The sequence below is a fragment of the Pseudomonas sp. 32A genome (assembly GCF_052682255.1).
Map to the genome: position 1 here is coordinate 3,737,105 of NZ_JBQYLY010000001.1, position 13,017 is coordinate 3,750,121.

Consider the following 13,017-nt stretch of genomic DNA (forward strand, 5'->3'; position numbering starts at 1 on the left):
TTGCGTAAAGACCATTGAAACAATCAGTAACAGCCCCATAACTGGGTTGTACCTTGCACATAGTGGGCAAGGCGAAGATTTCTACCGGCAATCTAACGAGGTCGCCATGAACAGCGAAGAGCAAACCCTGATCGATGGACTGTTTTCACGGTTGCAGCAAGCCGAAACGGACTCAGCCCCCCGCGACGCCCAGGCCGAAGCGCGGATCAAGGAACACGTCACTCGCCAACCGGCCGCTGCGTACTACATGACCCAGTCGATTCTGGTGCAAGAGCATGCAATCAAGAGCCTTGATGCGCAGAACAAGCAGCAGGCCCAACAAATTCAGCAATTGCAGGAGCAGCTGCAACAGGCCAGGTCCCAGGCGGCGCAGCCTGCACCCAGCAGTGGCGGTTTCCTGTCGAGCATCTTTGGCGGCGGCTCTCGCGACCCGCAGCCTACCCAGAACGCGCCTGCGCCCTCCGGCGGCGGCTGGCGTGAACCGGCGCGTCCGTCGTTTGGCGGCCAACCCGCGCCACAGCAGAACTACGGCGCCCCACAGCAGAATTACCAACAGCCACAACAAGCTCCCGCAGCGCCAATCGGCAGCGGCTTCCTCGGCGGCGCACTGAAAACCGCAGCCGGCGTGGCCGGTGGTGTGATGTTGGCAGAAGGCATCAGCAGCCTGTTCAACCACAACTCGCAGCAGCCGCAAGTGGTGGAAGAAATCATCCGCGAAGAGCCGGCGCCGGCCAGCGACAACGGCAACTGGGGCAACGACGACCAGAAATTTGCCGGCAACGACAGCTGGGGCAGCGACAACGGCTCCGACAGCTTCGCCGACAACGACTATTCCGACGACTCCTCCTCCTTTGGCGACGACGATTCCTTCGTCTGACCCACACTCAACCGGGGCGCTTCGTCGCCCCGGGCTGATTTTTCTCGGAAACTGCCTTGTGGCTGGCATACTGGCAACCTTTCCGGGCCTTTGAGCCCGGGGTCCATGCGCGTGTCATGAGGATTTGCGGTGAAAAAGATAGCCGTGTTCGCCGATGTACAAAACCTCTACTACACCGTGCGCCAGGCGTACGGCTGTCACTTCAACTATGCCGCCCTGTGGGCTGACATCAGCCAGCGCGGGCAGATTGTCGAGGCGTATGCCTATGCCATCGACCGTGGCGACAGCAAGCAGCAGCAGTTCCAGCAAATCCTGCGCAACCTCGGTTTTACCGTGAAGCTCAAGCCTTACATCCAGCGCAGCGACGGCTCGGCCAAGGGTGACTGGGACGTGGGCATCACCATCGACATCATGGACGCCGCCGCCCATGTCGACGAAGTGGTGCTGGCTTCCGGCGACGGTGATTTCGACATGCTGCTGGACCGCATCATCAACAAGCATGGCGTCGAGGCTGTGGCCTACGGCGTGCCGGGGCTGACGGCCAACTCACTGATACGCGCCGCCAGCCGCTACGTGCCGATCGAAGGCGCGTTGCTGCTTAAATAGATTTTCGACGGAGTTGGAACAGGTTTGGAACGTATAGCGGTCATCGACTTTGAAACCACCGGCATCCAGCCGAGCAGCAGCTGCCGGGCCACGGAAATTGCCGTGGTCATCCTGGAGCAGGGCCAGATCGTGGACCGCTACCAGAGCCTGATGAACGCCGGCGTGCGCGTGCCGGGGTTTATCGAACAACTGACCGGCATCAGCAACGCCATGTTGCGCACCGCGCCGTCGGCGGAGCGGGTGATGAACGAGGTGAACGAGTTTGTCGGCACCACGCCGTTGCTGGCCCACAACGCCGCGTTTGACCAGAAGTTCTGGGATTTTGAACTGGGGTTGATCCGACGCACCCGATTGCAGAAGTTTGCCTGTTCATTGCTGCTGGCGCGGCGCTTGATGCCGGCGGCGCCTAACCACAAGCTGGGCACGCTGACCTCATTTGCCCAACTGCCCCACACCGGCAAGGCTCACCGGGCGATGGCGGATGCGGAGATGGCGGCGAACCTTACCGCGCATCTGGCCCAGGAACTGCGCCGCACCCACGGGTTGCGGGAGCTGTCCCACGAATTGCTGTGCAGCTTGCAGAAGGTTCCGGCGGCGAAGATCAATGATCATCTGAAGAAGCATCGCGGGTTCTGACCTGGCAATGATCGTTCCCACGCTTCGCGTGGGAATGCCGCACTGGACGCTCCGCGTCCGCTCTTGAAGTCGTGACGCAGAGCGTCACCGGATGCATTCCCACGCAGAGCGTGGGAACGAGTTGCGGTGGTTATCGAGGCTGTAAGCAGTCCAGCGACCGATCCACCACCACCTTCGCCATCTCCACCAAATGCATCACCGCCCGCTGCTGCCCGTTCATGGGGTCGCCGGGTATCTGCGCGGTTGCCACGGCGCAATGCAGCAAATCGGCCGCCCGTGCCAGGGCATCTTCGAAACTCATGTTGTCGTTGAGCACGAAGGGTGCGCCGTCCGGTGCGGAGGCTTTGAGGTAGTAATCGATGGCGCGGCGGGTGAGTGGGCTGTCGCTGCAAAACTCTGGTGGATCGGGGGTGACTTTGACCATGGTGGAACTCCTTTGAGGTAAGAAACTATCACCGTTCGCTTGCACGCGAATGAAGGTGGCAGCTGTACGCAGGTGTGCAAGACCGGGGCAAAGGAAAACCCGGCAGATCCGAGGACCTCCCGCGCACAGCCGCCATAACAGATAACGTCGGACGTTGAGGAGTAGGGCGTCTGTATATCCTTGCCAGTCGGACTTGCACGTCCGGTCGTCGATTGTTCGATGACCGAGCGAGACTAGCTACCTGATCCGGCCGAAACAAGGCGGTTGGATTTTCTAGGAAAGGTCCTGCAAATGAAAGGGATCCGTCTTGCTAGTCATCATAAATGTCAGTGTTGTGTAATGCGCTCCCCGATTGATGGCTCGGGCGGAAGCTGTGTAGGCTGATACCACTCAATATGAGCTGATGAACCTCTGATTTGTCTTGGGCCCGTTGGTAAATGAAAGCTCGTTCCGACGGTTATTAGAGGTTCTTCGAAGGCAGGAGGCCTCGCTTTTAGGCGATGGGAAATCGGCGATGCCACGTATGTGGGTATGCCGTCTGCGAAGCAGAGAAAAATGGTAAGTGAAAAAGGATCGATTTCTTCTCTTGAGTCAAATGGTCACTTCAAAGATACTCGATGTAATTTAGCCACTGCTCGATGATAGAGAGCTCTTATGCTTACCAAACTCGAAGCTCATGGTTTCAAGAATCTTCTAGATTTTTCCGTCTCACTTGGTCCGTTTAACTGCATTGCGGGCCTTAACGGTGTCGGAAAATCAAATATTTTTGATGCTATAAAATTTCTCTCCTTGTTGAGCGATAAATCTATAGTCGAAGCGGCATTGGCCGTTCGAGACTCTGAGTCTACTGACCCTTTAGATATTTTCTGGACGAATGGCGATTATCGTGTAGAGAATTTAAAGCTCGCCGTCGAAATGATTGTACCTCTAGATATAGTCGATGACTTCGGGCGTAAAGCTCAGGCGACATCGACGTTTCTGCGTTATGAGGTTGAAATTGCAAGGGATCCGCTTGAAGAGCAGTCAGGCTCTCTTGGTTTATATCTTTCTCGTGAGACACTTGTTCATATTAATAAAGGTGAAGCTACAAACCTCCTTCACTTTCCATTAAGCGTTTCGCAGTTTCGTGATCAGGTGGTTCTGAATAAGAGGAAGGGTGCGGGCTTTATCTCTACCCAGAAAGTAGATGACGGGATAGTCGAGATACATCTTCATCAGGATGGAGGAAGTAGCGGGCAGCCGCAAAAAATTCCGGCTAGATACATCCCGAAGACGGTTGTTGCGAACACTAATAGTGCTGTGTGGCCGACTATTCTTGCAGCTAGGCGAGAAATGCAGTCTTGGCGTTTTCTTTCTCTTGAGCCGACTGCAATGAGACGGTCTAACAAGATGCATGAGGAAACCAGCGTTGGGGCTGATGGGGGGCGACTCGCGGCAGCTTTGCATAAGTTATATCGTAGAGACGAAAATGTTTATTCGCGTATTGCGAGTCGGCTCTCTGAGATTGTTCCTACATCAGATGTTAGGGTCGATGTTGACCAAGTTAGGCAGTTGTTAACGGTTGAGGTCAAAGAACGTTCTGGTGCTTTTTTACCAGCGCGGGCTCTTTCTGACGGCACTCTTCGCTTCATGGCGCTTTGTATCATGGCAGAGGATCCCGACTTTAAAGGTCTTCTTTGTTTTGAGGAGCCGGAGAATGGTATCCATCCCGCAAAAATGGGAGCAATGCTGGCTCTATTGAAAGAACTTGCTGTTGATACTAGTTATCCGGTGGGTGAAGATAATCCAATGCGACAAATACTGATTGCTACACATTCTCCGGTCTTGGTGAAACTGGAGTCCCCAGATGATTTGATCTACGCCGATGTTGTAAAGGTTCGCGGTCCTGACGGCGCACCTGCCTCCACCATTCGTTGTAAGAGTTTGCGCGAAAGTTGGCGTTTTAAGTCTGGGTCTGAATGTATTGATAAGGGTTCCATTATCGCTTATCTTGCTCTTCCTCCAGATAGCCAAATCTCCATGGAATTCGAAGATTAAGTTCTGGGATCTCTAAGCATGAAAATAAGATTTGTTCTTACTGGGGAAGGTTCCTCAGATTTGCGGCTAGTTGAGCATATCCAAACAATATTGATTGATGAGGGCTTTTCTGAGGTTAGTGGCGAAATTCCAGACTTGGGGTTGTTTAGGCCTGCTGTGGGGCGGTCTGTTCGCGATAAGCTAGTGGCGTTGGCAAAGTACTATCCTCATGCTGATGTTATATTTGTTCATCGTGATGCGGATAATGTCGGGGCAGCAGTTAGAGAGACGGAAATTTCTGGGGCGTGCGAGGGGATCGTTGAGTTAGATCGCATAATTTCGATTGTCCCGGTCACGATGCTTGAAACATGGTTGCTTGCAGATGCCGATGCCATAAAGCGCGTGGCGGGGAACTCGGGGCGTCGTGGTGGGATTAACTGTATTCCTGCTACTCGTAGGCTTGAAGATGCCCGTGATACAAAGCAAATATTAATGGATGCACTATGTGAGGCGAGTGAAACCCAAGGGGCTCGCTTGGGTAAATTTAAGAAGCGTTTCTCAGAGATGCGGGCTCGACTTACAGTTGATCTAGATCCTAATGGGCCAGTTCAAGAGTTGCCATCCTATCAAGTCTTTAGACAGAAGATTAGTGACTACGCACAAGCCAAGTTGAATGCCTAGTTTCTAGGGAGTAGCTCAAGGGGGTCTGTCTCCCCCTCATTGCCTACTATTTTCCACTACCTTCCAACTGCCCCAACGGCACTCGCCGCTCTATCGCGCTCGACAAGATGATCGACGTTTTGCTGAACCCAAACTTCGCCAGCCGATTGATCAAACTCTCCAACTCCGGCATCGACCCCACCGCCGCCTGCATGATCACGCACGGATCCCCGGTCACCCGATGGCACTCCGTCAACTCAGGGATTTCAGCCAGGGCGTCGTAAACTTTCTGGTTCCCATGGTTGGTCAACCGCAACTCAATCACGCACTGTATCGGCAACCCCACCTTCGACAGGTCGACCTTGGCCTGATACCCGGTAATCACACCACTGGCTTCCAGCTTCGCCACTCGCTCGGCCACGGCGGGGGCCGACAGGTTCACGGTGCGCGCCAGTTGCGCGTAGGACGCGCGGCCGTCTTCCAGCAGGGCGCTGAGAAGCATGCGGTCGTATTTGTCCATGATAAGGCTCCGGGAAGGCGTTGCTTTCGAAAGCACGGTTTATAGCCTTGATAACCGTGTTTTGAAAAGTGTACGGGCGCTTTAAACAGGTTTTGTAACTTATGTTTACGGCCGGGGATTTCTAAAATAACGCTCCCTGTCCTGCCGCAGAGCTACCCAATGCCTGGCCCACGTCGCTTTCCCTTACCGTTGATCGCTGCCTTTTTTGCGTTGTACGTGATCTGGGGGTCTACCTACCTGGTGATTCGCATTGGTGTGGAGTACTGGCCGCCGTTGTTGCTGGCGGGGATTCGCTTTATGACAGCGGGCGCGCTGATGTATGCCTTCCTGCGCTGGCGCGGGGCGCCGGCGCCGACGTGGGTGCAGTGGAAGGCTGCCGCGAAGATCGGCATTTTGCTGCTGACCTTCGGTAACGGTGCGGTCAGTGTGGCCGAACATACGGGCGTGGCGTCCGGGGTTGCCGCGTTGGCGGTGGCGACGGTGCCGTTGTTCACCTTGCTCTGTGGTTATTTCTGGGGCGCGCGTAATACCCGTCTGGAATGGGCCGGGGTGGTGCTGGGGATTATCGGCATCGCCATGCTGAATATGGGCTCCAACCTGCAATCGAGTCCCACCGGTGCGGCCTTGCTGATTTTTGCGGCGGCGGCCTGGGCCTTCGGGTCGGTGTGGAGCAAACATTTGCCGCTGCCTCAAGGCGCGATGGCGAGTGCGGCGGAGATGCTGATTGCCGGTGCCGTCCTGCTGGTGCTCAGTGCCGTCAGCGGTGAACACCTGCAAGCCATGCCGCCGCTGGAAGGCTGGCTGGCCCTGGCGTACTTGACCGTGTTCGGTTCGATCATCGCCTTCAATGCCTATATGTACCTGCTCAAGCACGTGCGGCCGGCGGCGGCCACCAGCTATGCCTACGTCAACCCGGCGGTGGCGGTGTTGCTCGGGATTGTGTTTGTCGGCGAGACCATCGGCGTGGAAGAAGCCCTGGCAATGTTGGTGATCATCAGCGCCGTGCTGCTGATCAGCCTGCCACAGTGGCGAAAGCCGAAACCGGAAATAAGGTAAACTGCCGCGCATTGCGACCTTGCGCTGACTTTTTCCTACGGTATTTCCATGACTTTCGCCACACTTGGCCTGATCGAACCCTTGCTGCGCGCCCTTGAGACGCTTGGCTACCAGACCCCGACGCCGGTGCAGGCGCAAGCCATTCCGGCGGTGCTGGCCGGTCGTGACCTGATGGCTGCGGCCCAGACCGGCACCGGCAAGACCGCCGGTTTCGCCGTGCCGCTGCTGCAGCTGCTGACCATGGAAGGGCCGAAAGTCAGCGCCAACTCGGTGCGCGCGCTGATCCTGTGCCCGACTCGCGAACTGGCCGAGCAGGTTCACGCCAGCGTCGCCGAGTACGCTCAACACCTGCCGCTGACCACGTACGCCGTGTACGGCGGCGTGAGCATCAACCCGCAGATGATGAAGCTGCGCAAGGGTGTTGATGTGCTGGTCGCCACCCCTGGCCGCCTGATCGACCTGTTCCGCCAGAACGCGCTGAAACTCAACCAGCTGCAAACCCTGGTCCTGGACGAAGCCGACCGCATGCTCGACCTGGGCTTCTCCGAAGAACTGGCGAACATCTACCGCATGCTGCCGAAAAAGCGTCAGACCTTGCTGTTCTCCGCGACCTTCTCCGACGAGATCCGCCAGTTGGCCGGGCAGATGCTGATTGACCCGCTGACCGTCGAAGTCAGCCCGCGCAACGTTGCCGCCAACACCGTCAAGCAGTGGGTGGTGCCGGTGGACAAGAAGCGCAAGGCGGAACTGTTTGTGCACCTGATGCGCAAGGGCCGCTGGAAGCAGGTGCTGGTGTTCGCCAAGACCCGCAACGGCGTGGATGCGCTGGTAGAGAAACTCCAAGGTCTGGGCATCAATGCCGACGGGATTCACGGCGACAAACCACAAGCCACTCGCCAGCGCGCGCTGGATCGCTTCAAGAGCAGTGATGTGCAGATCCTGGTGGCTACTGACGTAGCGGCCCGTGGCCTGGACATCGAAGACTTGCCGCTGGTGGTCAACTTTGACCTGCCGATTGTGGCTGAGGACTACATCCACCGCATCGGCCGTACCGGTCGTGCGGGCAACACCGGTGAGGCGATTTCCCTGGTGTGTGCGGATGAAGTGAACATGCTGTCGGCCATTGAGATGCTGACCCGTCAGACATTGACCCGGAAGATGGAGCAGGACTTCGAGCCGGAACATCGCGTGCCGGACACCGATGCCACTGGCCAGGTGGTGAAGAAGCCGAAAAAACCGAAGAAACCCAAGGCGTCCGGTGGCGGCAAGCGCAACCTGGGCAAGTGGGTGGAGAGTGGTGAAGTGTCGGTGGCGGAGCCGTCGATCAAGCCGGTGCGCAAGGTGCCTGCGTTTAACACTGGGCCGCGTAAGAAGAAGTAAGGTCACTGTAGCGAGGGAGCTTGCTGTGGCGAGGGAGCTTGCTCCCGCTGGAGTGCGCAGCGCTCCCGCTTTTTTTGGGGCCGCTACGCAGCCCAGCGGGAGCAAGCTCCCTCGCCACAGGTAATCAGTTAAGGATCGTTCCCACGCTCTGCGTGGGAATGCATCCTGTGATGCTCTGCGTCAGCTTCAGAAGCGGACGCGGAGCGTCCAGGGCGGCGTTCCCACGCGGAGCGTGGGAACGATCAGTTCTTCAGCCATTCCAGCACGCCGCGCCCAGCCACTCGCCCGCTGGCAAAACACCCCGTCAGCAAATACCCGCCCGTGGGTGCTTCCCAATCCAGCATCTCGCCTGCGCAAAACACGCCTGGCAGTTGCTTGATCATCAAGCGTTCATCCAGCGCCTCAAACGGCACACCGCCCGCCGTACTGATGGCTTCGCCCATCGGCCGGGTTTTCACCAGCGTCAGCGGCAGCGCCTTGATATCCACGGCCAATTGCGCCGGATCATTGAAATGCTCGGCCGGGGTCAATTCCCGCAGCAGCGCCGCCTTCACCCCGTCCACTCCCAACTGACTGTGCAAATGCTTGCTCATCGAGCGTGAGCCACGTGGCTTGCTCAACGCCGCAATCACCTTGTCCAGCGGCTTGCCCGGCAACAGGTCGATATGCACGGTGGCCGATCCATCCCGGTTGATCGCCTCACGAATCGGCGCCGACAACGCATAGATCAGGCTGCCTTCGATGCCCGTGGCGGTGATCACGCATTCACCCAGCCGAGGTTTATCGTCCGCTAACCCGATGGCGACGTTTTTCAACGGTGCCCCGGCGAATTTGCTGACCATCAATTCGCTCCAGGCTGACACCTCGAAGCCACAGTTACTCGGTTGCAACGCCGCGTAAGGCACGCCTTTGTCTTCCAGCAACTTCAGCCACGCCCCGTCCGAGCCCAGCCGCGACCAGCTGCCGCCGCCCAACGCCAGCAGCACCGCATCCCCGCGCACACATTTGTCGCCTTCAGGGCTGTGGATAAGCAGGCTGCCGTCGGGATTCCAGCCCAGCCAGCGATGACGGGTGTGGATAACTACGCCTTGGTCTCGCAGTCGCTTGAGCCAGGCGCGCAGCAGCGGGGCGGCTTTCATGTCGGTAGGAAACACCCGGCCGGAGCTGCCGACAAAGGTTTCAATCCCCAGCCCCTGTATCCATTCGCACAACGCTTCGGCACCGAACTGACGCAGCAACGGCGCCATGTACGGCGCGCGCTCGGCGTAGCGCGACAGAAACGCCGGGTAGGCTTCGGAATGGGTGATGTTCATGCCGCCGACGCCCGCCAGCAGAAACTTGCGGCCCACCGACGGCATACCGTCGTACACGTCGACCCGGGCCCCGGCCTGGCTCAACACTTCCGCGGCCATCAGCCCGGCGGGGCCGCCGCCGATGATGATGACGTGTTGAGGTGAGGTTTGAGTCTGGGGCATGGGGATAACTGCGGTTCGGCAAAGTAGGCCGAGCATTCTACCCGAGGACGGCGAACCTGCCTGATCAAAAAATGAGCAGCCTTCTGCAGGCCATACAGCTTATGGCTTGCAGCGGCTTTCACTCAGGTTATCCACAGGCAGTTCCACAGCGATTGTGGGTAAGGTGCATAACTCAATGACAACCTGATGACGTCCAGACTCGCTGCGCGCTGTGGTGCAGGATCCCGTGGCGACGGGCCAGGGCAGGGCGGTCTTTGCTGTAGCCACCGCCGATCACGCCGACCACCGGAATGTCGCGGCCCAGGCAGTGGCGCATCACGCTTTCATCGCGGGCGGCGACGCCTGCGTCTGTCAGCTTGAGGTAGCCGAGGGCGTCGTCCTTGTGCACATCTACGCCGGCGTCATACAGCACCAGGTCTGGCTGATACAGCGGCAGCAGGTAGTTGAGGGCATCGTCGACGACCTTGAGGTAGTCCGCGTCGCCCATGCCCATCGGCAGCGGGATGTCCCAGTCGCTTTCGGCCTTGCGGGCGGGGAAGTTCTTTTCGCAGTGCAGGGACACGGTGATTGCGTCCGGGGTGTCGTGGAGGATGCGCGCGGTGCCGTCGCCCTGGTGCACGTCGCAGTCGAAGATCAGCACCCGGTTGACCCGCCCGCTGGCCAGCAGGTAATGGCTGATCACCGCCAGGTCATTGAAGATGCAGAAACCCGCCGGGTAATCGAAGTGGGCGTGGTGGGTGCCGCCGGCCAAGTGACAGGCCAGGCCATGCTCAAGAGCCTGCTCGGCCGCCAGCAACGAGCCGCCCACCGCGCGCACGGTGCGCCGGGCCAGGGCTTCGCTCCAGGGCAGGCCGAGGCGCCGCTGGTCTTCGCGGGACAACTCGCCGCTCATGTAGCGTTCGATATACCCAGGTTCATGGGCCAGGGCCAGAATCTCGGCTGGGCAGAGTTCCGGGCGCAGCAGTTGGCTGTCCTTGGTCAGGCCGCTCTCCACCAGGTGGTCGCGCAACAGGCGGAATTTATCCATGGGGAAGCGGTGGTCCGCCGGGAACTCGGGGCTGTAGTCGTCGTGGTAGATCAGTGGCAAAGGCATGGCGATTTCTGACGGGAACCAGCGACGGATCTTAACAGCGCGTTACACTCACGCACATGGCAAGGGAGGGGGATCAATGGAGCCAATACTGCAATTGGAAAGCGCACGCCTGGTGCTGCGCCAATGGAGTGATGCCGACTTGCCGGAGTTTGCGCGCATGTGCGCCGACCCGCAGGTGATGCGTTATTTCCCGGCCACCTTGAGCCGCCTGGAAAGCGCTGCGCTGATCGGGCGTATTCGCGGCCACTTTGCCGAGTACGGGTTTGGCCTGTGGGCGTTGCAGCGTAAAGACAGCGGCGAATTCATCGGCCTCACCGGCTTGCTGAATGTCAGCTTCGAGGCGCCGTTCACCCCGGCGGTGGAAATTGGCTGGCGCCTGGCCAAGGAACATTGGGGCCTGGGCTACGCCAGCGAGGCCGCCTGGACCGCCCTGCGCTGTGGTTTCGACCGGCTGAAGCTGGACGAGATCGTTTCATTTACCACTGAAGCCAATCTGCCATCACAAAAAGTCATGCAGGCCATCGGTATGCATTACGATCCCCTGGCAGATTTTGAACACCCCAAGGTCGCAGCGGATGACCCGGTGCGGCATCATGTGTTGTATCGCATCACCCGCGCCCAATGGTTGGACACGCTGCACGGATAAGCAGCCCGGAATGCCCAATAGATTGTTGTAGGAGATGCTCTATGAGCCAAGTGTTGGAAGATCTGGTGGACCTGCTGACCCTGGAGCCGATCGAGGAAAACCTCTTTCGTGGCCGCAGCCAGGACCTGGGCTTTCGCCAGCTGTTCGGCGGCCAAGTGCTCGGCCAGTCGCTGTCGGCGGCCAGCCAGACCGTTGAAGAGGCGCGGCATGTGCATTCGTTGCACGGTTACTTCCTGCGCCCGGGCGATGCGGCGCTGCCAGTGGTGTATTCGGTTGACCGGGTACGCGATGGCGGCAGTTTCAGCACGCGCCGGGTGACGGCGATCCAGAAGGGCAACCCGATCTTCACCTGCAGCGCTTCGTTCCAGTACGACGAAGCAGGCTTCGAGCATCAGACCACCATGCCCGTGGTGGTCGGCCCGGAAAACCTGCCCTCGGAGCTGGAACTGACCCAGCAGCGCGCGCACCTGATTCCTGAGCACATGCGCGAAAAGCTGCTGTGCCCCAAGCCGATCGAAGTGCGGCCGGTGACCGAGAAAGACCCGTACAACCCGCAGCCGTCCGACCCGGTCAAGTACGTGTGGTTTCGTGCGGATGGCGCCTTGGCCGACTCGCCGGCCCTGCACAAATACCTGCTGGCTTACGCCTCGGATTTCGGCCTGCTGACCACTTCGCTGCTGCCCCATGGCAAAACCGTGTGGCAGAAAGACATGCAAGTCGCCAGTCTCGACCACGCGCTGTGGTTCCACGCCGACCTGCGTGCCGATGACTGGTTGCTCTACGCCATGGACAGCCCGTGGGCCGGCAATTCCCGTGGGTTCTCCCGGGGCAGCGTGTACAACCGCGCCGGGCAGCTGGTGGCGTCGGTCACCCAGGAAGGCTTGATTCGTCATCGCAAGGATTGGGCATGAGCCTGAGTGATGTGAAGCATTGGGTGTTCGACATGGATGGCACCCTGACGGTGGCCGTGCATGACTTTGCGGCGATTCGCGTAGCGCTGGATATTCCGCCGACTGACGACATTCTTACACACCTGGCGGCATTGCCTGCTGATGAAGCAGCAGCCAAGCATGCGTGGCTGCTGGAGCATGAGCGCGAGTTGGCGCTGGGCTCGGTGGCGGCGACAGGTGCGGTGGAGTTGGTGCGGGAACTGGCCGGGCGTGGTTATCGGCTGGGCATCCTGACGCGCAATGCGCGGGAACTGGCCCATGTGACGTTGCAGGCAATCGGCCTGGCGGACTGCTTTGCGGTTGAGGATGTGTTGGGGCGCGATGATGCGCCGCCCAAGCCTGACCCGGGTGGTTTGTTGAAGCTGGCGCGAGCGTGGGAAGTGACGCCGCAAGAGATGGTGATGGTCGGTGATTACCGGTTTGATCTGGATTGTGGGCGGGCGGCGGGGACCAGGACGGTGTTGGTTAATTTGCCGGATAACCCGTGGCCGGAGCTGGCGGATTGGCATGCCGAAGATTGCGCGGTATTGCGCCGGATGCTCTAACCCCAGGCAATGAAGATCAAATGTGGGAGCGGGCTTGCTCGCGAATGCGGTGTGTCAGTCAATACATAGGCTGACTGATCCACCGCATTCGCGAGCAAGCCAGCTCCCACATTTTTGATCCGGTTTCTTCAGT

14 protein-coding genes are annotated in these 13,017 nt (G+C 58.9%); 10 read left to right on the top strand and 4 right to left on the bottom strand.

Going from position 1 to position 13,017, the window contains the following annotated elements:
• Window positions 1-106: 106 nt before the first annotated feature.
• The 3 genes from ACUN0G_RS17115 (at window position 107) to ACUN0G_RS17125 (ending at window position 2,119) form a co-directional block, all read left to right on the top strand.
• Entirely contained in the window at window positions 107-877 is a 771-nt protein-coding gene (locus tag ACUN0G_RS17115; protein WP_421552831.1) for a DUF2076 domain-containing protein, read from the top strand.
• Window positions 878-1,006: 129 nt separating this feature from the next.
• Complete coding sequence (locus ACUN0G_RS17120) at window positions 1,007-1,483, top strand: NYN domain-containing protein (RefSeq protein ID WP_017476223.1); 477 nt, start codon at window positions 1,007-1,009, stop codon at window positions 1,481-1,483.
• Window positions 1,484-1,507: 24 nt separating this feature from the next.
• Window positions 1,508-2,119, top strand: coding sequence for a 3'-5' exonuclease (locus tag ACUN0G_RS17125; RefSeq protein ID WP_017476222.1), 612 nt, complete (start codon window positions 1,508-1,510; stop codon window positions 2,117-2,119).
• 130 nt (window positions 2,120-2,249) lie between these two features.
• Here ACUN0G_RS17125 and ACUN0G_RS17130 read toward each other — a convergent pair whose 3' ends face one another.
• Entirely contained in the window at window positions 2,250-2,543 is a 294-nt protein-coding gene (locus ACUN0G_RS17130) for a DUF6124 family protein (RefSeq protein ID WP_445573877.1), read from the bottom strand.
• A 654-nt stretch (window positions 2,544-3,197) separates the two neighbouring features.
• Here ACUN0G_RS17130 and ACUN0G_RS17135 point away from each other — a divergent pair.
• Together ACUN0G_RS17135 and ACUN0G_RS17140 are read left to right on the top strand one after the other, a co-directional pair.
• Complete coding sequence (locus ACUN0G_RS17135) at window positions 3,198-4,580, top strand: AAA family ATPase (RefSeq protein WP_445573878.1); 1,383 nt, start codon at window positions 3,198-3,200, stop codon at window positions 4,578-4,580.
• An 18-nt stretch (window positions 4,581-4,598) separates the two neighbouring features.
• Window positions 4,599-5,240 carry a hypothetical protein gene (locus ACUN0G_RS17140; protein WP_445573879.1) on the top strand — a complete coding sequence of 214 codons (642 nt, stop codon included), beginning with the start codon at window positions 4,599-4,601 and terminating at the stop codon, window positions 5,238-5,240.
• A 46-nt stretch (window positions 5,241-5,286) separates the two neighbouring features.
• On the opposite strand, the gene ACUN0G_RS17145 is transcribed toward ACUN0G_RS17140, so the two are convergent.
• Window positions 5,287-5,739: an Lrp/AsnC family transcriptional regulator gene (locus ACUN0G_RS17145; RefSeq protein WP_445573880.1), complete on the bottom strand. Its 453-nt coding sequence runs from the start codon at window positions 5,737-5,739 to the stop codon at window positions 5,287-5,289.
• A gap of 159 nt (window positions 5,740-5,898) precedes the next feature.
• On the opposite strand from ACUN0G_RS17145, the gene yedA reads away from it, so the two are divergent.
• Together yedA and ACUN0G_RS17155 are read left to right on the top strand one after the other, a co-directional pair.
• A complete protein-coding gene (yedA, locus tag ACUN0G_RS17150; protein WP_445573881.1) occupies window positions 5,899-6,795 on the top strand; it encodes a drug/metabolite exporter YedA in 897 nt (298 codons plus the stop codon).
• 48 nt (window positions 6,796-6,843) lie between these two features.
• Window positions 6,844-8,175 carry a DEAD/DEAH box helicase gene (locus ACUN0G_RS17155; protein WP_017477873.1) on the top strand — a complete coding sequence of 444 codons (1,332 nt, stop codon included), beginning with the start codon at window positions 6,844-6,846 and terminating at the stop codon, window positions 8,173-8,175.
• Window positions 8,176-8,417: 242 nt separating this feature from the next.
• On the opposite strand, the gene ACUN0G_RS17160 is transcribed toward ACUN0G_RS17155, so the two are convergent.
• Together ACUN0G_RS17160 and ACUN0G_RS17165 are read right to left on the bottom strand one after the other, a co-directional pair.
• Window positions 8,418-9,650, bottom strand: a complete 1,233-nt coding sequence (locus ACUN0G_RS17160; RefSeq protein ID WP_445573882.1) for a TIGR03862 family flavoprotein — start codon at window positions 9,648-9,650, stop codon at window positions 8,418-8,420.
• Between the two features lie 172 nt (window positions 9,651-9,822).
• Window positions 9,823-10,743: a histone deacetylase family protein gene (locus ACUN0G_RS17165; RefSeq protein WP_445573883.1), complete on the bottom strand. Its 921-nt coding sequence runs from the start codon at window positions 10,741-10,743 to the stop codon at window positions 9,823-9,825.
• Window positions 10,744-10,819: 76 nt separating this feature from the next.
• Here ACUN0G_RS17165 and ACUN0G_RS17170 point away from each other — a divergent pair, with 76 nt between their 5' ends.
• From ACUN0G_RS17170 to ACUN0G_RS17180, 3 genes are read left to right on the top strand one after another with little or no spacing between them, the layout of a single operon-like run.
• The gene (locus tag ACUN0G_RS17170) at window positions 10,820-11,389 is read left to right on the top strand and encodes a GNAT family N-acetyltransferase (RefSeq protein WP_017477870.1); all 570 of its coding nucleotides are present in this window, start codon (window positions 10,820-10,822) and stop codon (window positions 11,387-11,389) included.
• Window positions 11,390-11,430: 41 nt separating this feature from the next.
• The gene (gene tesB / locus ACUN0G_RS17175; RefSeq protein WP_017477869.1) at window positions 11,431-12,300 is read left to right on the top strand and encodes an acyl-CoA thioesterase II; all 870 of its coding nucleotides are present in this window, start codon (window positions 11,431-11,433) and stop codon (window positions 12,298-12,300) included.
• Window positions 12,297-12,884: an HAD family hydrolase gene (locus ACUN0G_RS17180; RefSeq protein ID WP_445573884.1), complete on the top strand. Its 588-nt coding sequence runs from the start codon at window positions 12,297-12,299 to the stop codon at window positions 12,882-12,884. Before tesB ends, ACUN0G_RS17180 begins: the two co-directional genes overlap by 4 nt.
• Window positions 12,885-13,017 lie beyond the last annotated feature (133 nt).

What these genes read in the sequence shown, in the direction of transcription:
- ACUN0G_RS17155 (WP_017477873.1), top strand. Translation starts at nt 6,844, where the DNA reads ATGACTTTCGCCACACTTGGCCTGATCGAACCCTTGCTGCGCGCCCTT.
- ACUN0G_RS17130 (WP_445573877.1), bottom strand. Translation starts at nt 2,543, where the DNA reads ATGGTCAAAGTCACCCCCGATCCACCAGAGTTTTGCAGCGACAGCCCA.
- ACUN0G_RS17135 (WP_445573878.1), top strand. Translation starts at nt 3,198, where the DNA reads ATGCTTACCAAACTCGAAGCTCATGGTTTCAAGAATCTTCTAGATTTT.
- ACUN0G_RS17170 (WP_017477870.1), top strand. Translation starts at nt 10,820, where the DNA reads ATGGAGCCAATACTGCAATTGGAAAGCGCACGCCTGGTGCTGCGCCAA.
- ACUN0G_RS17165 (WP_445573883.1), bottom strand. Translation starts at nt 10,743, where the DNA reads ATGCCTTTGCCACTGATCTACCACGACGACTACAGCCCCGAGTTCCCG.
- yedA (WP_445573881.1), top strand. Translation starts at nt 5,899, where the DNA reads ATGCCTGGCCCACGTCGCTTTCCCTTACCGTTGATCGCTGCCTTTTTT.
- ACUN0G_RS17140 (WP_445573879.1), top strand. Translation starts at nt 4,599, where the DNA reads ATGAAAATAAGATTTGTTCTTACTGGGGAAGGTTCCTCAGATTTGCGG.
- ACUN0G_RS17115 (WP_421552831.1), top strand. Translation starts at nt 107, where the DNA reads ATGAACAGCGAAGAGCAAACCCTGATCGATGGACTGTTTTCACGGTTG.
- ACUN0G_RS17160 (WP_445573882.1), bottom strand. Translation starts at nt 9,650, where the DNA reads ATGCCCCAGACTCAAACCTCACCTCAACACGTCATCATCATCGGCGGC.
- ACUN0G_RS17180 (WP_445573884.1), top strand. Translation starts at nt 12,297, where the DNA reads ATGAGCCTGAGTGATGTGAAGCATTGGGTGTTCGACATGGATGGCACC.
- tesB (WP_017477869.1), top strand. Translation starts at nt 11,431, where the DNA reads ATGAGCCAAGTGTTGGAAGATCTGGTGGACCTGCTGACCCTGGAGCCG.
- ACUN0G_RS17145 (WP_445573880.1), bottom strand. Translation starts at nt 5,739, where the DNA reads ATGGACAAATACGACCGCATGCTTCTCAGCGCCCTGCTGGAAGACGGC.